Source organism: bacterium, from assembly GCA_024224155.1.
In the GTDB taxonomy this organism is placed as follows: domain Bacteria; phylum Acidobacteriota; class Thermoanaerobaculia; order Multivoradales; family JAHEKO01; genus CALZIK01.
The window spans coordinates 23984-42410 of sequence record JAAENP010000263.1; the positions used below are offsets into that span (position 1 = coordinate 23984).

Consider the following 18427-nt stretch of genomic DNA (forward strand, 5'->3'; position numbering starts at 1 on the left):
TCTCCTGCGTATGGCCATCGAGAGTGCGAGTTCCGGGGGGCGGCAGACCCTTCTGTCTCTGTTGCGAGAGTGTTTGCTCGAACGGCGCACGGGGAAGCTCGCCGTGGAAGCCGCCGGCGCGGAGCGACTGTTCTACTTCGTCAGCGGAGATCTCTATTTGGATCGCGAGCATGCGCTGGCCAAAGCGGCCGGCTCACCGTCGGTGGCGGAGCCGCTCAGCCAGGATTGGATGGACAAGGTTCTCGACTACTTTGATGCGCTGGGTGAGGTGAATCATCACTTTACCGAGGGCACCGCGGGGATTTCGACGGAGCTCCTGGGGCCGGTCACGACCGCTACCTTGATCATGTGGGGAGCAGTGCGCGGACTCGACGAGTTCCAGCTACTGCGATCGCTGGGCGGTGAGGAACGGGTCTACATCGCCAACGTGAATGCGCCGCTCGCAGAAGAAGTCCATCTCGACCCGGAGGAGGCCTTCCTGTTGAGTCGTCTGGAGCAGCCGGCGGCGGTTCGGGACCTGCTGCGCCTGCGGGAGATGGAGCCGCTCGGAGTAGCCCAGAGGCTTTGCAGAATGGCCGCGATCGACCTGATTCGCCCCTATCAGCGGCATCAGGGCGACGACCCGAGCTCGCTCCTGAGCCCCAAGCTTCTGGAGCGCTTCGACGCTCGGATTGGGGAGGACTTGAAACGAAATCCCATCGAGATCGACGCCGAGGCCCATCGGCGCAAACTCGCGGATCTCATGGCGCGTCTGGGTGGGCTCAACTACTACGAGCTGCTCGGGATCAGCGTCGGCTCCAGTGCCGACGAGATTCACGATGCCTACACGCGGCTGGCTCGGCTGGTGCACGCCAGCCATGCCAAGGGCCTCGGTCTGGAAGGCAAGGAGGCTGGAGTCGTGCTGCTGTTCGAGAGTGCCACGGAGGCCTATTTGACCTTGAGTGACCAGGATCGACGTGGCCAGTACCTGCAGAAGGTGGGGGCCTTCGGCGACGGCAGCCTGTTCGGTCGTAGCGAGGAGTCGCGCAAAGAAGAGGTCGAGGAGCTTGCCGGCCGGAACTTCCACATGGCAAAGCAGTTGGTCAATCGCCAAGACTACTACTACGCGATCGAGTTGTTGAATCAGGCGATTCGAATGGAAGCAAGACCCGAATACTTCGCGCTTCTGGCCGAATGCCAGTCCCAGAATCCGCAGTGGTACGACAAGGCCATCTCGAGCTACGGTCGAGCCATTCAGCTCAGTCCCAAGGACGCCGACCTTCGTGCGGCGCTGGGAGCCGTCTACGAGAGGGCCGGCCACCGGGCGCGAGCACGAGCCGAGTACCAGGCCGCTCTGGGTATTCTGCCCGGGCATCCCGAGGCGGCGAGCGGCCTGCAGAGGGTTGACGCTAAAGTCAAGCAGAAGGAAGCCGATGTTCCATGGTGGCGCAAGCTTCTCGGCGGCTCGGACTCCAAAGAGGTAACATAGACGAGGCAGGAGAGCTCAGGACGGTCGCTTTCGCCATTTGGGCGGGAGAGGAAAGTCCGGACTCCTACGGGTAGCATGCTCGCTAACGGCGAGGCGCGGCGACGCGACGGAAAGTGCAGCAGAGAGTAGACCGCCTGAGGGGCGTAGCCACCCGGGCAAGGGTGAAACGGTGCGGTAAGAGCGCACCGCTCGGCCGGCGACGGACGAGGCACGGCAAACCCCATGCGGAGCAAGACCGAATAGGAAAACGACTTCGGGCCACCCGTCCCGAGGGCTCTGGAGGTTCCCTCCCGAGCACGCGTTTTCGGGTAGGTTGCTAGAGGACGGTGGCAACGCCGTTCGCAGAGGAATGACCGTCACCCGCTTCGGCGGGGACAGAATCCGGCTTACAGAGCTCTCCGGCCATCTTCTTTCATCAGCAGACTCTCTTCATGCCTGCCGCAAGTTTTCCACCGCCGTTGGCCGAAGGCGATCCGGTGGGCGTGGCCGCACTGTCGGGTCCGGTGGATCCGGCGGCTCTCGAGGCGGGCATCGAGACGCTGGCCGGCCTGGGTCTGAAGCCGGTCCTGGCAACCAATCTCGACAGCAACGCCGGTCTCTTTGCCGGTGGCGACGGTGAGCGCCTGGACGCCTTCATGGCCCTGGCCGCCAATCCGGACCTCAAGGCGATCTTTTTCGCCCGGGGCGGGCACGGCATTCTCCGCGTGCTCTCCGGCATCGATTGGAGGCTCCTGGCCAGATTCCCCCGCGCCTATGTCGGTTACTCCGACGTGACTCCGTTCTTGAATCTGGTCGTCGACCGGCTGGGCCTAGTGGCCTTTCATGGTCCGATGGTGGCCGTCGAGTGCGCGGATGGCCTCCGGGCCGAGGAGCGGGAGTCGCTCTGGGGTGCTCTTACCGGCGCACAGGCCCTCGAGGTGGCCGTCGAAGGTAGCGGCGGAACCGCTCGTGGTGTTCTCAAGGGCGGTTGCCTGAGCCTCTTGGCGGCGACCGCCGGTACCGAGCTCGCCGCCGATTTGAAGGGCGCGGTGCTGTTCTGGGAGGACGTTGCCGAGCCGCTCTACAGACTCGATCGAATGTTGACCCAGCTGAGGCTCTCGGGTAGCCTCTCCGAAATCAACGCCATGGTTGCCGGTCGCATCGAGCTCCTCGAATCAGATTCCGTGACGAACGGCGTGTCGACCCTGCTGGAGGGCTTCGGTCGTGAGGTCGGCTGCCCGGCGGCCTGGGGGGCGGCGAGCGGCCACTGCAGACCGAACCTGACGCTCCCTCTGGGAGCCGAGGCAGTGCTCGACCTCGAGGCCGGAATCCTCGAGCTCGGGGTCGAGGGGGGAAGAACTTGGCAAAGGTGAAAGCCCGATTCAAGACGACCAGCGCGGCTTCGCCTCAGCGCCGAGTCGTGGAGCTCGCCAAGGGAGACTACGTCTTCGAGCAGGGCGATCTCGGCACCGAGATGTACGTTATCCACGAGGGTGCCATCGAGATCATGAACACCGACATAGACCCCAGACCCATAGCGGTGCTGGAGAAGGGGGATTTCTTCGGTGAGATGGCGATTCTCGAGGGCGCCGCGAGAACCGCGTCGGCTCGGGCCGCCGTCGATTCGAAGCTGGTTCAAATCAACGAAGCCACGTTCAGCCGACTGCTTCGCAAGGACCCGGAAGTGGCGATTCGAATCATGCGCAAGCTCTCCCAACGGGTCCGCCGTCTCGAGGAGCTTCTCCTGGAGCGCGGCGCCCCCGTGCCGCCGGCTTCCGAAGTCACGGATGCCGGGCAAACGGGCGCGCTCAGCCCGGCCGGGCAAGAGGAGGAACCCAGGGCTTCGGTGGCGGTTGCCGGAGGACCTCGCCTCGTGCATCCCGGCACCGGGGTCGTGTTCAACTTGATGCGTGAGGAAACGTCTCTGGTCGGCAGACGAGACCCGATTACCGGTATCAAGCCGACGGTCGATCTGACGCCGATCGATCCCGAGCGCTCTTGCAGCCGACAGCACGCTCGGATCTACCCGGAAGGCGATGCCTATTTTCTGGCCGAGGACATCAGTACGACCAACGGCACCTTTCTGAACGAGGACCGGTTGGGGACCGGCGTGCCGGCACGCATGGCCTCGGGCGATCGCGTTCGGTTCGGCTTGGTCACGTTGGAGTTCACAGCCTAGTCGCGAACGACTCCCCGGGTCGATGACAAGAGATTCGAGCGGCGAGGCGCTGGCCGCGCACAGCCCCGTGAGCGCGCTCAAAGGCATTGGGCCGGCGCGCGAGAAGGCTCTGCGGGAAGCCGGCGTAGAGACCATTCTGGACCTCATACTGCACCTGCCTCTCCGTTACGAAGACCGGCGAACCGTGACCGAGGTGGGCGAGGTCGACGTCGAGGGTGCCTACACGCTCGTCGGTAGGCTGGAAAAGGTGAATACGGTTCGTGTGTATCGCCGTCGAATGACGCTGGTCAGGGCGACATTGTGCGGTGCCAAGGGCAGCCTCGCCGTAGCTTGGTTCAATCGGCCGTATCTGGCGGGCACGGTCACGGAGGGCGCCGAGTATCTTCTGCACGGGAAGGTCCGGCGCAGAGGCGAGATCCTGGAGCTGGTGAACCCGAGCCTCGAGCCGCGCGACAAAGCCAGACTCGGCACCAACATCGTGCCCGTGTATTCAGCAATCGGGAGCCTGGGGCCCGCGCTCGTCAGGCAAATCGTTCAGAACGCGGTGCAATCGATCGTGCTGCGCGATCTCGAAGAGCCTCTACCGGCCGACCTAAGAAAGGAGCACGATCTGCCCGCGCTCGGAGACGCGCTCAGAGAGCTTCATAGGCCCGCTCGAGATGGCGCCGTGGAGGAGCTCAACGCTCGTGAGAGCCGTGCTCACTGCCGGCTGGTCTACGGAGAGCTGCTCCGATTGCAGACCGAGCTTGCGCTCGCGCGCAGCGGAGTCCGCAGCCTGGAGAAGAGCCATGGCTACGCTGACCTCACGGGCGTTCGAGCCCGGGTGGCGGGGCACCTGCCGTTTTGCCTCACCGCCTCCCAGGACAGGGTCCTCGACGAGATCATCGCCGACCTGGATCGTCGCTCGCCGATGATGCGATTGCTGCAGGGAGATGTCGGTAGTGGTAAGACGGTGGTCGCCGGCGTCGCGATGGCTGCGGCTGCCGAGAGCGGTCTTCAGGCGGCTCTGATGGCGCCCACCGAGCTTCTCGCCGAGCAGCATCATGCCAGCCTCAGCAGCCTTCTAGGCGATCGCTATGGCTTGAGATTGTTGACCTCGTCGGCTGCCACGCGGGAGGCCCGTGAGGATCTGCGAAGCGGCCGCGCGCAACTGGCCGTCGGTACCCACGCGTTGATGCAGAATGCGGTCGAGTTCGAGCGCCTCGCCCTAGCGGTGGTGGACGAGCAGCACCGCTTCGGCGTGGCTCAGCGTCGAGAGCTACTCGCCAAGGGAGAACGGCCTGACCTTCTGGTGATGACCGCGACACCGATTCCACGGTCCTTGGCCATGACTATCTATGGAGACCTGTCTCTCTCGGTCATTGACGAGCTGCCTCCCGGACGACGGCCGGTCGAAACCAGAGTAGAGTCTTTCGAAGCGCGGGACGAGGTATACGAGTGGCTGCGGGGCGAGCTCGAACGCGGGAACAAGGCCTTTGTCGTGCTGCCATTGATCGAAGAGAGCGACCGCGTCGAGGCTGAAGCGGTCGAGGGACTGGGGCGAGATCTCGCCGCGCGGCTCGCCGCCCACCGGCCAACCGTTTTGCATGGACGAATGGACTCGGCGACCAAATCCAGGTTGATGAAGTCCTTCGCGCAGGGGGGCTCTGGGGTTCTGATCGCCACGACGCTGATCGAGGTCGGGGTCGACGTACCGGAGGCAACCGTGATGGTGATCGAAAGCGCCGAGAGATTCGGTCTGGCTCAACTCCACCAGCTCAGAGGCCGGGTCGGTCGGAGCGACCGGCCCTCGACGTGTATCGCGATCCACGGACGGCTTTCGGAAGACGCGCAGGCGCGCTTGCGCGCCTTCTGTTCGACCCATGACGGCTTCGAGTTGGCCGAAGCGGATTTGCAGATGAGAGGACCAGGCGATCTTCTCGGCACGCGCCAAGCCGGAGTGCCCAATTTGCGCCTCACCGATCTCGCCAAGCACCGGAACTGGATAGAGCTGGCACGACAAGACGCGCGCCGCCTGGTCAGGGACCGGCCCCGGGACGGGGAGGGCTTTCTCGCGGATCTCGAATCACGGGTCGGCGCCCAGGAGCACCTGGCGGGCGGATGAAAATCCTCCTGGTGGCGAACACCCTACCTCCCGAAGATCTTTCGGGGGTCGGAGAGCAGGTGCTGCAGCTCTCACGTGGCCTGGAGGAGCGAGGACACGAGGTCCGGATCCTGGGGCGGGGCGTGGGTGGAGCCCGCGGACCGAAGCTGTTTTTTCCGCTCGCCGTCGTGCCTCCGTTTCTTCGTGAGGTGCGCCGCTTCCGGCCGGAGGTGGTGCAGGTGCACGAGTCCGATGGAGCGCTGGCGGCCTTGACGTTGAAGACGTTGGGCTCGGCTCTATGCCCCGAGCCCAAGCTGCTGGCTCTGTTGCAGGTGAGCTACTGGCAGGAATTCCTCGCGGTTCGCGCAATTCGTCATGAGGGTCGGGTGCTGGGACGGCCGGGCTGGGAAGAGCGGCGGTTTCGCTGGTTCAAGGCACCGTTGCAGATCGCCTTGGGTTGGTTGACCGCCTGGCTTGCGGACGCCGTTCTGGCTCCGAGCGCAGCCACCGCTGCGGAGCTGCGGCGCGACTACGGTGTTTCGAAGGTCTGGGTGGTGCCGAATGCGACGGCGCCCGTGGACCGGAGTCCAGAGGCCGGCGCTGTTCCCCGCCATCCAGCAGCGCTCTTCGTCGGGCGCTTGCGCCTGCGCAAGGGGGTCGAGGTTGCGCTTCACGCCGTCTCCTTGTTGGAGTCGTCCGGGTTCGAGGCCCGCCTCCTGGTTGTCGGCGACGGCGAGCATCGTCTCCGCCTCGAGCGGGTTTCGCGAGAGCTTGGCCTCGAGGATCGGGTGCAGTTTCTGGGGCGCAGGTCCCGCGAGGAGGTCCAGGCCCTGATGGACTCGTCCACGGTCCTGGTCGTTCCGTCTCTCTACGAGGGAATGCCGCTGGTGATTGTCGAGGCCATGCAGCGCGGTCTCGCCGTGGCTGCCAGCGCGGTCAGCGGAATCCCCGAGGTCGTGCTAGACGGCGAGACCGGGTGGCTGGTTCCGTGCGAGGATCCGGTGGCTCTTGCTCGGGCCCTCGAGGACGCCTTGGGCGACCCGACGGAAGCGCGTCGGAGAGGAGCCGCTGGACGCGAGCGCTTGGAGCGCGACTACAGGCCGGAGCAGGTGGCGAGCCTCTGGGAAGAGGCCGTCGAGCCCTCGAAACACGGAATGCTCAGAGAGGACACTTAGAGATGATGGGACGAGCCCTGCTGATGGTCGGAGCTCTGGCGACGCTCGCGTTTATCGCCACGGGTGTCCTCGGTTACATGGTTGTCGATTCGCCGACCGTGGACCGGCATGTCGTGCTGGGTCTGGCCGCGGGCTTCCTACTCCTGTTCTCGCACTCCTGGATCATGTTCTATCTAATCGGTACCGGAAAGGTGCTCAAAGAGGCGGTGGCCGAGCACGGACTGCCGGAAGAGTGGATCGAGAGGACCAAGGAGTTCAAGAACCGGTCCTACCCGTGGTTGATGATCGCGATGGGTCTCGCGATGGCCACTTTCATCCTCGGCGGAGGCGTCGAGACCCGGGTCCTGCCCAAGTGGGTCCACTGGAGCCTGTTCTACTTGGCCGTGGCCGCGCAGTTCAGGGCGCTGTACCTCGAGTTTCTGGTGCTGACCCAGAACGAGAATCTGATGAACCTCGCGAATCGAAGCGTGCGCGAGCGCGAGGGAATCGGGCCCTGATGCTCGATTCCGGCCAGAACGGACTCTTCGCCGGAGCCATCCAGTTCCTGGTTCTACTCCTAGCCATCTCGATTCACGAATCCGCTCACGCCATCACGGCGCTGCGCGCGGGCGACTCGACCGGTGCGGAGCTCGGTAGGATTTCGTTCAACCCACTGCGGCATATCGACGTTCTGGGCTCGATCGTGGTCCCCGTGGTTCTGATCTTCGCCGGCGGTCCCGTGTTCGGCTGGGCCAAGCCGACTCCGGTCAGGGTAGGGAGCCTCCGGCACCCGGACAGGGACCACCTGCGGGTGGTTCTGGCGGGGCCACTGTCCAACCTGCTGGTGGGCATGGCGGCCCTGGTGTCGCTCTCCGCGGTGATCTCGGTGCTTGGACCGGATGGGGCACGCACCGCGGGTCTGTGCCTGGTTGGCGACATCGATGGCGCGGCGCAGGGGGCGAACTTCCCGATCCTCTACACGATGGTCCAGTTCGCCTTCTTGAACGGCTTTCTTGGCGTCTTCAACATGATCCCGGTTCCACCCTTCGACGGCGGGCAGGTGACTCTTCATCTCTTGCCAAGAGCCTGGGCGAGCAAGTATTCGGTAATCCGGCCCTATGGCTTTATGATCGTGCTCGCGCTGGCGGCTTTGAATGTGCTCTCCGTGATGGTGCTGCCGGTCTATCTGATCATCGCTCTGGTAATTCAGATCTCAGGCTAACGAGGTATTTGTGGTGCAGGAAAAAGTTGTGCTCTCCGGGAATCGTGCGACCGGAAGGCTACATCTGGGAAACTACTTTGGCGCGGTCAAGAACTGGGTGGACCTCCAGGGGAAATACCGGTGCTACTACTTCATCGCGGACTGGCATGCCCTGACCACCGATTACGACGACACGACCCAGGTCGCCGAGAACTCTCTCGAGGTGCTGGCCGACTGGCTGGCGGCCGGCCTCGACCCCGAGCGCTCGGTGATCTTCTTGCAGTCGTTCGTGCCCGAGCACGCCGAGCTGCATCTTCTGCTCTCTATGATGACGCCGTTGGGCTGGCTCGAGCGGGTCCCCACCTACAAGGATCAGATCCGCGAGCTCAAGAAGCGAGATCTGTCGACCTACGGTTTTCTGGGCTATCCCGTGCTGCAGACGGCCGACATCCTGCTCTACAGGGCCGATTTCGTTCCGGTGGGGGAGGATCAGGCCAGCCATCTCGAGTTGAGCCGCGAAATCACGCGGCGCTTCAACGGCAAGTTCGGCGACATATTCCCCGAGCCGAAGGCCCTGTTCACTCCGACGCCCAAAGTGCCGGGCCTCGATGGGCGCAAGATGTCCAAGTCCTACGGCAACGCGATCGACCTGGCCGATACTCCCGACGAGATCAGGCTCAAGTGCAAGAGCATGTTCACCGATCCGACTCGGTTGCGCCGGACCGACCCGGGGCACCCCGACACCTGCAACCTCTTCGAGTTCCATGAGCTGGTCTCGACGCCGGAGGTCAAGCAACGGGTTCTGCGAGAGTGTCCGCTGGCGCAGATCGGCTGTGTCGACGACAAGGCACTGATCGCCGATCAGCTGATCGCCTTCCTGGAGCCGATTCGCCGCCGGCGGGAAGAGCTCGCCGCAGACAAGGGCGAGCTCCTCAATATCTTGAAGAAGGGGAGCGACAGGGCTCGGGAAAGAGCGGCGGAGACCATGGCCAGAGTCCGTGAAGGCATGAAACTGGACTACGACCGCCTCGAGCCGAAGGCGGTTGCCGAGTGACTCCGGCCGGCGCTCTCCCCGCAGACTGGCGGGTCAAGTTGCCGGCCTTTGAGGGCCCGCTCGACCTCTTGCTGCATCTGGTTCGGATCAACGAAGTCGAGATCACCGACATCCCGGTGGCGCTGATCTGTGACCAGTTCCAGGAATACCTCGGTCTCATGGAGGAGCTCAATTTGGACATCGCCGCCGACTACGTCTACGAGGCGGCGTATCTGATTCACCTGAAGTCGAAGCTGCTTCTGCCGGCCACCAAGGACGAACATGGCGAGGAAGAGGACCCGCGCCAGGATCTGGTAGAGCGACTTCTCGAGTACCGCAAGCTCAAGGACGCCGCCCAGTCGCTCGCCGAGATTCACAGCGTACGGCGCGGAGTCTGGACGCGGCCCGAGGAGCGGCTCTCGGGCGGAGACGACGAAGCCGTCGATCTCAGCGAGATATCGCTCTACGATCTTCTCGGCGCACTCAAGTCCGTTCTGGTTCGCTACGACCGCGAGCACCCGCCGGCTCTTCACCTGAGCGCCGAGAGCTTTTCGACCCGGGACCAGTTCGAGCGCCTCCTCGGAGCGCTCGCCGGAGGCCGTCCGGTGGATCTGCTCGACGATCTGGGTGGGAGGAGCTGCCGGGCCGAGGCTGTCGCCGCGTTTCTCGCCGTTTTGGAGCTGTCACGGCTTAGTCTCATCCACCTGCACCAGACTTCGACGAAACAGGTTCTGATGTACCGGACGGACCGGCAACTCGAGCCCCACGAGCTTGAAGCCATTACTGGATAGGCAGTCGAATCAATTGGGACGCAATGACATGACGGATCCTCAGGAAATCGAAGCCGCGATCGAGGCGGCCCTGTTCGTGACACCCCAGCCGATACGACGGCGCAAGATTCTGGAGGTCTTCGGAGCTCGCGCTCGCGAGGAAGCCAGCGCCGCTCTGGAGAGAGTTCTCGCACGCTACCGGGCGGATGCGAATCGGGGCGTAGTAGTCGAGGAGGTGGCCAGCGGCCTCCGCTTGGTAACTCGGCCGGAGCTTCACGGCTACCTGCGCAAGCTGTTCGAGATCACCGGCCAGAACCGGTTGTCGATGCCCGCTCTCGAGACCCTGGCGATCATCGCCTATCGACAGCCGGTCACCGGACCCGAGATCCAGGAGCTGCGCAGCGTGAGCTCGAGCGGTGTGCTGCGGACATTGCTGGAGAAGCGGCTGATTCGGATCGCTGGGCGCAAACTGGTCGTGGGTAAACCGTTTCTCTATGCGACGACGCGAGAGTTCCTGATGCATTTCGGACTCAAGAGCCTTGACGACCTGCCGCCCCTCGAGGAGTTCGAAGAGACCTTCGGACAAATGGCAACCATCGAGGCGGACGTGCTGCCCTTCGAGGAGAGGGCGTCCACGGCCGAATCGGTCTCTGGCGAGTCACCGCAGGCTGGAGAGTCCGGGCCCGCCGCGGCCGAACCCGAGACTCCGGAGGAGGGGTGAGTCGGGATTCTGAGGGCGTGGAGAGGCTCCAGAAGGCTCTTGCCAGATCCGGTGTGGCCTCGCGCCGCGCGTCCGAGGAGTTGATCCGACAGGGACGGGTGACGGTCAACGGCGAGATCGCACGGATCGGACAGAAGGTCGACCTGCGCACCGATTTCGTCAAGGTCGACGGTAAGCGCATTCAGAAGCCTGAGCGCAACCGCTACCTGCTGCTCAACAAGCCGGCCGGATACATGACCACGAAGTCCGACCCGGAGGGTCGCGCGACGGTGTTCGACCTGTTGCCGCCCCAGGCTCGGCGGGGCCTGTTTGCGGTCGGTCGGCTGGATTTCGAGACCGAGGGCCTGCTGCTCTTGACCGATGACGGCGACCTCGCGCAGCTTGTGAGTCATCCTCGGCACGGCTGTGCCAAGACCTACGAGGTAAAGGTGAAGGGAAGGCCTTCGGAGGACTCGATCCAGAGGCTCAGGTCAGGAATCAGGCTCGACCGCAGGCGCACCCGGCCGGCCCGAATCGCGGCTCTGGGGGGCACCCGGGGCCGGCGTGCGGCGGAGTCCAACACCTGGTGGAGAGTCGAGCTCACGGAGGGCAGAACAAGGCAGATTCGAGAGATGTTCGCTCGGATCGGTCATCCCGTGTTGCGTTTGCGTCGCACCGCGATCGGGCGCGTCGGGGATCGCGATCTGCCGCGAGGGGCCTTTCGGGACCTGTCCGAGGCCGAGGTCCGCCAGCTGGCAGGCGTGAGCTCCCCGAAAGGACCGCCCGCGAGAAAGAGACGGACGTGAGCGGCACGATGATCATCGCGATCGATGGGCCGTCGGGAGTCGGCAAATCCACGGTCGCCCGGGCCGTGGCTCGGGAGCTGGGCTTGCCTTACCTCGAGACCGGAGCCATGTATCGCGCTCTCGGTCTCGAGGTCCTCGAGCGAGGTATCGATCCCGAGGATAGGGACTCGGTCGAGGATCTGGCGGCATCCTTCGACCTTCATCTCCAGCCGCTCGAGGACGGGTCGTTCGCGATTCAAGTTGGCGGCGAGCCGGTGGGCGCGCGGATCTACGGTCTGAGGGTCACCGACGCGACCTCCAAGATCTCGGCCTATCCCGGTGTGCGTGAGCAGATGCGGCGGCTCCAGAGGTCCTGTGCGATGGAGCGGGGAGGAGTCCTCGAGGGCCGCGATATCGGCACCCGGGTGGTGCCGGAAACGCCCTTCAAGTTCTTCCTGACCGCCGCACCCGAGGTCCGAGCCGAGCGCCGTTGGCGTCAGTTGCGGCAGGCCGGTGTCGAGACCCCCGACTTGGCCGACATCGAGCGCGAGGTCCGCGAGCGTGACGAGCGCGACAGTTCGAGAGACGACTCGCCCCTGAGTTGGGACGAGACCTACCGTGTCATCGACACCGGCGAGCTCTCGGTGGATGAGGTCATCGCCGAGATCACAACCGAAGTCGGGTCGCAGCCGAACGCTTCGGAAGACGGCTGAGCGGCGCAGTTCTCGGACCGTGGCAAGATGTGCCTCCGTGGAGACGCTCAGCATCAGATCGGCGCGGCGGCTGGCGTTGTGCCGAGCCGGCCTTTTGAAGCCGGAGTGGACCGGTTTGCCGAGGCGAGCGAAAGGGCGGGGGGCGCGGGCGCGCGAGGCCGCTCATTCAGTGGTGCGGGGCTTCGGCTATCTCCAGCTCGATACCGTTGCTATCGCCGGTGCTCGAAGTCACGCCATCGTCCTGCTTTCGCGGCTCGAGGGCTTGGATCCGACGCTGGGTGAAGAACTGCTGCAGCCGGGCGAGCCGGTTTTCGAGTACTGGGGGCACGAGGCGAGCTGGATGCCCATCGAGCTATATCCGGCCTTCGAGTTTCGCCGCCGGGAGTTCCTGGGACGGCACCCTTGGTGGGGCAACGTCGTGGCTCGCAACCGAAGGGTGGCGCAGAGACTGCGCCAGCGCATTCGGGAAGAAGGGCCCCTGCGCTCGGTGGACATGGAGGGAAAGGGCAGCAGTGGCTGGTGGGACCTCAAAGTGGCCAAGCGCGTGGCCCTGGCGCTGTGGTCCAGTGGGGAGCTCGCCATCCGGGAGCGCAGGAATTTTCAGAGGACCTACGACCTGGCGGAGCGCGTGATCCCGGAGTCCGTTCGGTCGCATCCGCTCGGGAAGCGCGATGCTCAAGACGTTTTGCTTCTCAAAGCCCTCGATGGGCACGGTTGGGCACCCACCGGCACGCTGGCCCAGACCTGGCGGCTGGTGAATCGGAAGAAGGAGATTCTCGGAGCGCTCGGTCGTCTGTCGGAGCGCGGCGAGATCGTGCGCTGCGGGCTCGAGAATCCGGCCGGCCAGCCGACGCCGGGCTGGATTCGGACGAGTCACCTCGAACTGGCCGCGCGGCTCGAGAGAGTCCGGCCGCGCCGGGACAGGGGCGTGCTGCTGTCGCCTTTCGATCCGGTGTTATGGGACCGGCTCAGGGTCAAACGCCTCTTCGGTTTCGAGCAGATGCTCGAGATCTTCAAGCCGGCACCCAGGCGAATCTACGGCTACTACTGCCTGCCGGTGCTCGCCGGCGAGCGCTTTGTGGCGCGTTTCGACCTGAAGGCCGATCGCAAGAAACGAGCGCTGCGCGTCCTTTCGTGCCGCTTCGAGGGCACCGGAGACGGTCGTCCATCGACCCCCGCGGACGGCGAGGCCGCCCGCAGCGCTCTCGATCGCTACGCCGGCGCGCTCGGGTTGGAGCCGAAGGGTTGGCGATTACGCTGATTCCGGGCGGAAGAGATGCGCGGAGATTGTCTAGAATCGGCCTTATGAATCTCGGCCGCCGAGGCTTCGCATGGTTTTTTCCGTTCGTTATGTGCTCTGCGATCTGTGAAGCCGCAGGCTTGCCCTCGGGTGAAGAGTTGATGGCGGCGTCAATCGCTGTTCATGACCCGGAGGGCGTTTGGAGCTCGACCGCGCTCGAGTTGACGATCGAGGAGACCCGGCCCGAGGGACCCGCCCGGACGACGGAGGTCGGAATCGATATCGCCGGCGAGCGATTCTCTTGGTCGACGACCCGCGATGGCCATCGGCTCGCCGGAGGCCTCGATGGCAAGAGCTGCGAGCTTCTTCTCGACGGCCGAACAAACATCACCGACGGCGAGCGAGACGAGCACCGGCTCACCTGCGAGCGTCTGAGGTGGATTCGGAATTACTACACCTATCTGTGGGGCCTGCCGATGAAGCTCCGAGATGCCGGTACTCACCTAGCCGAAGAGGTGGTGGCGACCGAGTTTCAGGGCCTCGACGTGCTTTCCCTCAAGGTCACCTATGACGAGGCGGTGGGCGGCGACACTTGGTACTTCTACTTCGACCCGGTGACCTCGGCCCTCGTGGGTTACCGGTTCTTTCATGACGAGAGCAAGAACGACGGCGAGCACATAACGCTCCAGGACATCGCGGCGGTGGGCGTCCTCAGGCTGCCGAAGAGGCGAGCCTGGTACTACAACCAGGGAGGCGGCTACCTGGGCACCGATACGCTGGTGTCGCTGGAGCGCGGTCGAGATGACTCGGGCCGAGAGCCTTAAGCGAGTCGCCGAGCGCATCGGCTTCGATCGCGTCGGCGTGGCCGCGGTTGGTCCGGCCGCAACCGGTCGGGCCTTTCTCAAATGGCTGGCGGACGGTGAGCAGGCAGGCATGGGGTACCTGGCGCGGCGGGTGGAGAAGCGGCTCGACCCCAAAGAAGTGCTTCCCGGCGCGCAAAGCGCCCTGTGCGTGGCTTTGCGTTACTGGCCGCTGTCGGGGGCTCTGCCGGAAGCGGAAGCCGGCGACGATCTCTGGTCCGGAGTCGCCCGCTACGCTCGAGGGCTCGATTACCACGACGTGATGCTCGAACGTCTGGAGCGGCTCGAGAAGGAGATCGCCGCGGCGATTCCTGGCACGAGAACCAGGCGCTATGTCGATACCGGACCGGTCTTGGAGAGGGATTTAGCGGCCAAGGCCGGTCTGGGAGCCTTCGGGAAGAACTGCAATCTGCTGGATGCGGAGATGGGGTCGTACTTCCTGCTCGGCGAGGTCCTCACAACGGCGGAGCTGGAGCCCGACTCTCCGATCGCGGATCTCTGCGGGACCTGCACCCGGTGTCTCGAAGCTTGCCCCACCGGAGCTCTCATCGAGCCGTATCGATTGGATAGCCGGCTGTGCATAAGTTACTGGACCATCGAGCATCGGGGGACGATTCCGGAGGCCGTGCGCCCGGGGATCGGCGACTGGGTGTTCGGCTGTGACGTTTGTCAGGAAGTTTGTCCGGCCAACGTCGACCTGGAGCCGGCCCACCATCCGGAGCTCGAGCTGGCCGACAAACGGCGCGAGCTCTCGCTGACCGACTTGCTTCGGCTCGACCGCGAGGAATACGTGGAAAGATTCCGGGGCAGCCCGATGAAGCGGGCAAAACTCGAGGGCCTCAAGCGAAACACGGCCGTGGCCATGGGAAACAGGGCGGATCGTCTGTATCTCGAGCCGCTCTCGGAGGCTCTCGAAGACGATGACGATGGTGTGCGGCAGCACGCGGCATGGGCCCTGGGCCGGCTCGTTGTGAGCGACGACGAGACGATCCACGGTCGCCGGTCCAGGCTCGAAGCGGCACTGGCCAGAGAAGCCGTGGCCAAGGTTCGCGCCGAAATCCAGGTCGCGCTCGAGGCCACCGAGCCGGGGCGGTCGCGGGAGTCCGCGGCCGCTCGAAAATGAGCCTCCGTTGTCGAGGCGAACGATTTCTTGACACTCGTTCAGAGGGGTGTCTATACTCCCAAATTCCGAGTTTCCAAGCGCTTAGGTGGTACTCGGCACCCGCAAAACGCGCGGGCGACGGGCTCTCGGCCCGATCAAATCGCACTAGGAGGTATTGTTAGATGAACCCGACGGAAGAGCGGCCGGAGTCGCCCAATGAGGCCGACGTTCCAGCCGCTACCGACACTCAGGAAGAGATGAACTACGACGAGATGGTCGCGCTCTACGACGCGAGCATGCGTCATCTGAGTGAAGGCGAGATCGTCACCGGCAAGGTGATCGATGTAACCAACAATCACGTCATCATTGATGTGGGCTACAAGTCCGAAGGACTGGTGCCAATAGCGGAATTCTCGAAGCGAGACGGCAAGGTCGACGTCGAAGTCGGCCAGGACGTTGACGTTCTCTTGGAGAAGGCCGAAGACGGCGAGGGCCACGTGCTGCTCTCGAAGCGCAAAGCCGAGAGGATGAAGGTCTGGGCCGAAGTGGAACGCAGCCATAACGCCGGTGAGATCATTCAGGGGCGAGTCCTCGAGCGAATTAAGGGCGGCTTGACCGTCGACATCGGGATTCGAGCTTTTCTGCCTGGTTCGCTGGTCGATATCAAGCCGATCAAGAATCTCGAGTCGCTGTGCGGTGAAGAGCTGGAATTCAAAGTCATCAGCATCGACCGGCGTCGCAACAATGTTGTGCTGTCCCGCAAGGCGGTACTGGAAAAGGAATTCGCCAAGAAGAAGGCGGAGACCCTGGACCGGCTCGCCGAAGGTGCGCGAATCCAGGGGGTGGTCAAGAACATCACCGACTATGGAGTCTTCGTCGACCTCGGTGGAATCGACGGCCTGCTGCACATCACCGATATCTCATGGGGAAGGGTCAATCACCCCTCGGAGTATTTCGGTGTCGGCGACGAGGTCGAGGTCGTTGTGCTCAAGTTCGATGCGGCCTCGGAGAGGGTTTCGCTGGGCTACAAGCAGCGTTCCGAGGACCCCTGGAGCGTCGTGGAGAAGAAATATCCACTCGGCTCGAGGGTGCGCGGCAAGGTTGTCAGCCTGGTCGACTACGGTGCCTTCATAGAGCTCGAGGACGGTGTCGAGGGCCTGATTCACGTCAGCGAAATGTCGTGGACCAAGAAAGTCGTGAACCCGTCCAAGATCCTGGAAGTCGGCGACGAGATCGAGGCGATCGTCTCGGAGCTGGACCTCAACCAGCGCCGGATCAGTCTCTCGTTGCGTCAGGCTGAGCGGAATCCTTGGGAAGAGCTTTCGGTGTCCCATCCGGTGGGCCATGTGATCGACGGCGAGGTCAGGAACCTCACCGAGTTCGGCGCCTTCGTGCAGATCACCGACGAGATCGACGGCTTGATCCACGTCTCGGATATGAGCTGGACGAAGCGTGTCAAGCACCCCGGCGAGGTCCTCAACAAGGGCGACAAGATCAAGGCTCGTATTACCGGTATCGATGTCGAGAATCAGCGCGTGTCGCTGTCGATCAAGGAGTTCATGCCCAATGAGTGGGACGACTTCGCTTCGGCTCACAAGGTCGGTGACAGGGTTACCGGAAGAGTCGTCAACGTCACCGACTTCGGGTTGTTCGTCGAGATAGCGAGCGGCCTCGAGGGCCTGGCTCACGTCAGCGAGATCGACCTCGAAGGCGAGTCCTTGGTGGATCTCTACAGCGTTGGAGATTGGGCCTCTGCGAGAATCCTCAGGATCGAAGAAGACGATAAGAAGATCGGTCTGACCATGCGTGGAGTAGACCAGCCGAACGAGGATGAGGTGGCGGTGCTCCAGGCGGAGTACGAGCGCGAGCTCGGCACCACGGAGTCCACGGACGAGTCAGTGGAGGACGAGGTGCCATCCGAGGCTTCTGCGACCGAGGTTTCGGCTGAAGCGGAGCCGAGCGTCGAGGCCGCCCCGGTCGCCCCTGTCGCAGATGCCGCCGAGATCACGCCGGAGGCCGAGGCCGAAGAGGACGAGGGCGAAGCGGCGGTGGAAACGGCCGCGGCCGAGACGTCTGAAGAGGCGCAAGAGGAAGGCGTCGATGCTTCAGACGAGACGGAAGTGGAGAAAGTGACAGCCGAAGAAGAATAGCGCGCCTAGAATAGTGCATTCTGCGATGCCCGACAGACGGAGACCTAGATAGAGAGGGGAGCCAGGTAGGTGATGACGAAAGGAATGACGAAAGCGGAACTGGTTGAAGAGGTGGCGAAAACGACACAGCTCACCAAGAAGCACGCCGAACTGATCGTAAACACCGTTTTCGAGAGCATCGTTACTTCGCTCAAAGACGGTGACAAGATCGAATTGCGGGGCTTCGGCAGCTTTCGGATTCGCAATCGAGGTCCCCGGATCGGCCGAAATCCCAAGACCGGTGATCGTGTCGATGTTCCACCCAAGCGGATTCCCTACTTCAAACCCGGCAAGGAACTGAAGGAGCTGTTGAACACTCACGGGTAGTCGGGACTCGGCGACAGCGCTTTCGTGGCAGAACAAGCTAAAGAGATTTCCGGCGCCGCCGGCGCCAAAGTGGGTGAACTCGTGAGAACGATTCTGCTGGCATGGGCGATTCCGGGAGCCGGCCACTTCTATCTGGGGAAACGCCGCCGCGCGTTGCTTTTCTCGGCTCTCGTCCTCGTCTCCCTCTGGATCGGCTACAGCCTGGACGGCAATCTGTACACGGTCGTTGGAGATCGACCGCTTACGGTTCTGGCGACACTGGCATCGATGGGCGTGGGGTTCCCTTACTTCGTGCTGCGCTACTTGGCGGGCTACGCCGGGGAGATTACGGCGCCGGCGTACGAGTACGGCAGTGCCTTCATTCTCACTGCCGGCCTGATGAACCTGTTGCTGGTCCTGGATTGCTGGGATCTGGCCACCGGGCAGAAGGACTAGGGTAGCGAGATGCCGGTCAACCACGTCTTGCTCATGACCGTGTATGCCTTGATCGTCAGCACGTTCTTCGCCTTTCTGTGGCGTCGAACCAGGGCCGCGCGAATACGGTTGTTCGTTCAGCTGTTTATCGGCCTCATGGGTGGCGGTATCCTTCTCGCCTGGCTGATGTACCCATTCCCTTCGGGGCCTCCGGGAACCTAGCGCCTAGG

Annotated in this window: 19 protein-coding genes and 1 other RNA gene; all 20 read left to right on the plus strand. The window is 63.7% G+C overall.

The window, feature by feature from the left end; genetic code table 11:
• The first annotated feature begins 10 nt into the window (after positions 1 to 10).
• Positions 11 to 1468 carry a DnaJ domain-containing protein gene (locus GY769_13800; protein ID MCP4202992.1) on the plus strand — a complete coding sequence of 486 codons (1458 nt, stop codon included), beginning with the start codon at positions 11 to 13 and terminating at the stop codon, positions 1466 to 1468.
• Positions 1469 to 1476: 8 nt separating this feature from the next.
• Positions 1477 to 1872, plus strand: an RNA gene (gene rnpB / locus GY769_13805) — RNase P RNA component class A.
• 27 nt (positions 1873 to 1899) lie between these two features.
• Positions 1900 to 2820, plus strand: a complete 921-nt coding sequence (locus GY769_13810) for an LD-carboxypeptidase (GenBank protein ID MCP4202993.1) — start codon at positions 1900 to 1902, stop codon at positions 2818 to 2820.
• Positions 2817 to 3626, plus strand: a complete 810-nt coding sequence (locus tag GY769_13815) for a cyclic nucleotide-binding domain-containing protein (GenBank protein ID MCP4202994.1) — start codon at positions 2817 to 2819, stop codon at positions 3624 to 3626. The genes GY769_13810 and GY769_13815 overlap by 4 nt, the downstream gene beginning before the upstream one ends.
• A gap of 22 nt (positions 3627 to 3648) precedes the next feature.
• Positions 3649 to 5730, plus strand: a complete 2082-nt coding sequence (recG, locus tag GY769_13820) for an ATP-dependent DNA helicase RecG (protein ID MCP4202995.1) — start codon at positions 3649 to 3651, stop codon at positions 5728 to 5730.
• On the plus strand, positions 5727 to 6884 hold the full coding sequence (locus tag GY769_13825) for a glycosyltransferase family 4 protein (GenBank protein MCP4202996.1): 1158 nt from the start codon (positions 5727 to 5729) through the stop codon (positions 6882 to 6884). Before recG ends, GY769_13825 begins: the two co-directional genes overlap by 4 nt.
• A gap of 2 nt (positions 6885 to 6886) precedes the next feature.
• Positions 6887 to 7381 (plus strand): hypothetical protein, encoded by a 495-nt coding sequence (locus GY769_13830; protein MCP4202997.1) that lies wholly within the window; start codon positions 6887 to 6889, stop codon positions 7379 to 7381.
• Positions 7381 to 8085, plus strand: coding sequence for a site-2 protease family protein (locus GY769_13835; GenBank protein MCP4202998.1), 705 nt, complete (start codon positions 7381 to 7383; stop codon positions 8083 to 8085). Before GY769_13830 ends, GY769_13835 begins: the two co-directional genes overlap by 1 nt.
• A gap of 13 nt (positions 8086 to 8098) precedes the next feature.
• Complete coding sequence (gene trpS, locus GY769_13840; protein MCP4202999.1) at positions 8099 to 9118, plus strand: tryptophan--tRNA ligase; 1020 nt, start codon at positions 8099 to 8101, stop codon at positions 9116 to 9118.
• Positions 9115 to 9888 carry a segregation/condensation protein A gene (locus tag GY769_13845; protein MCP4203000.1) on the plus strand — a complete coding sequence of 258 codons (774 nt, stop codon included), beginning with the start codon at positions 9115 to 9117 and terminating at the stop codon, positions 9886 to 9888. Before trpS ends, GY769_13845 begins: the two co-directional genes overlap by 4 nt.
• Positions 9889 to 9916: 28 nt before the next feature.
• A complete protein-coding gene (gene scpB / locus GY769_13850; GenBank protein ID MCP4203001.1) occupies positions 9917 to 10588 on the plus strand; it encodes an SMC-Scp complex subunit ScpB in 672 nt (223 codons plus the stop codon).
• A complete protein-coding gene (locus GY769_13855; GenBank protein ID MCP4203002.1) occupies positions 10585 to 11373 on the plus strand; it encodes an rRNA pseudouridine synthase in 789 nt (262 codons plus the stop codon). Before scpB ends, GY769_13855 begins: the two co-directional genes overlap by 4 nt.
• A gap of 8 nt (positions 11374 to 11381) precedes the next feature.
• Positions 11382 to 12065 carry a (d)CMP kinase gene (locus GY769_13860; protein MCP4203003.1) on the plus strand — a complete coding sequence of 228 codons (684 nt, stop codon included), beginning with the start codon at positions 11382 to 11384 and terminating at the stop codon, positions 12063 to 12065.
• A 115-nt stretch (positions 12066 to 12180) separates the two neighbouring features.
• A complete protein-coding gene (locus tag GY769_13865) occupies positions 12181 to 13326 on the plus strand; it encodes a winged helix-turn-helix domain-containing protein (protein ID MCP4203004.1) in 1146 nt (381 codons plus the stop codon).
• 140 nt (positions 13327 to 13466) lie between these two features.
• Entirely contained in the window at positions 13467 to 14129 is a 663-nt protein-coding gene (locus tag GY769_13870; protein MCP4203005.1) for a hypothetical protein, read from the plus strand.
• Positions 14107 to 15288, plus strand: a complete 1182-nt coding sequence (queG, locus tag GY769_13875) for a tRNA epoxyqueuosine(34) reductase QueG (GenBank protein ID MCP4203006.1) — start codon at positions 14107 to 14109, stop codon at positions 15286 to 15288. The genes GY769_13870 and queG overlap by 23 nt, the downstream gene beginning before the upstream one ends.
• 161 nt (positions 15289 to 15449) lie before the next feature.
• Positions 15450 to 17417 (plus strand): 30S ribosomal protein S1, encoded by a 1968-nt coding sequence (locus GY769_13880; protein MCP4203007.1) that lies wholly within the window; start codon positions 15450 to 15452, stop codon positions 17415 to 17417.
• An 84-nt stretch (positions 17418 to 17501) separates the two neighbouring features.
• Positions 17502 to 17783, plus strand: coding sequence for an integration host factor subunit beta (locus tag GY769_13885; GenBank protein ID MCP4203008.1), 282 nt, complete (start codon positions 17502 to 17504; stop codon positions 17781 to 17783).
• Positions 17784 to 17807: 24 nt separating this feature from the next.
• Positions 17808 to 18218 carry a hypothetical protein gene (locus GY769_13890; protein MCP4203009.1) on the plus strand — a complete coding sequence of 137 codons (411 nt, stop codon included), beginning with the start codon at positions 17808 to 17810 and terminating at the stop codon, positions 18216 to 18218.
• Between the two features lie 9 nt (positions 18219 to 18227).
• The gene (locus GY769_13895) at positions 18228 to 18419 is read left to right on the plus strand and encodes a hypothetical protein (GenBank protein ID MCP4203010.1); all 192 of its coding nucleotides are present in this window, start codon (positions 18228 to 18230) and stop codon (positions 18417 to 18419) included.
• Positions 18420 to 18427: the final 8 nt, after the last annotated feature.

What these genes read in the sequence shown, in the direction of transcription:
- GY769_13800 (MCP4202992.1), top strand. Translation starts at nt 11, where the DNA reads ATGGCCATCGAGAGTGCGAGTTCCGGGGGGCGGCAGACCCTTCTGTCT.
- GY769_13810 (MCP4202993.1), top strand. Translation starts at nt 1,900, where the DNA reads ATGCCTGCCGCAAGTTTTCCACCGCCGTTGGCCGAAGGCGATCCGGTG.
- recG (MCP4202995.1), top strand. Translation starts at nt 3,649, where the DNA reads ATGACAAGAGATTCGAGCGGCGAGGCGCTGGCCGCGCACAGCCCCGTG.
- GY769_13825 (MCP4202996.1), top strand. Translation starts at nt 5,727, where the DNA reads ATGAAAATCCTCCTGGTGGCGAACACCCTACCTCCCGAAGATCTTTCG.
- GY769_13830 (MCP4202997.1), top strand. Translation starts at nt 6,887, where the DNA reads ATGATGGGACGAGCCCTGCTGATGGTCGGAGCTCTGGCGACGCTCGCG.
- GY769_13835 (MCP4202998.1), top strand. Translation starts at nt 7,381, where the DNA reads ATGCTCGATTCCGGCCAGAACGGACTCTTCGCCGGAGCCATCCAGTTC.
- scpB (MCP4203001.1), top strand. Translation starts at nt 9,917, where the DNA reads ATGACGGATCCTCAGGAAATCGAAGCCGCGATCGAGGCGGCCCTGTTC.
- GY769_13860 (MCP4203003.1), top strand. Translation starts at nt 11,382, where the DNA reads ATGATCATCGCGATCGATGGGCCGTCGGGAGTCGGCAAATCCACGGTC.
- GY769_13870 (MCP4203005.1), top strand. Translation starts at nt 13,467, where the DNA reads ATGGCGGCGTCAATCGCTGTTCATGACCCGGAGGGCGTTTGGAGCTCG.
- queG (MCP4203006.1), top strand. Translation starts at nt 14,107, where the DNA reads ATGACTCGGGCCGAGAGCCTTAAGCGAGTCGCCGAGCGCATCGGCTTC.
- GY769_13880 (MCP4203007.1), top strand. Translation starts at nt 15,450, where the DNA reads ATGAACCCGACGGAAGAGCGGCCGGAGTCGCCCAATGAGGCCGACGTT.
- GY769_13885 (MCP4203008.1), top strand. Translation starts at nt 17,502, where the DNA reads ATGACGAAAGCGGAACTGGTTGAAGAGGTGGCGAAAACGACACAGCTC.
- GY769_13895 (MCP4203010.1), top strand. Translation starts at nt 18,228, where the DNA reads ATGCCGGTCAACCACGTCTTGCTCATGACCGTGTATGCCTTGATCGTC.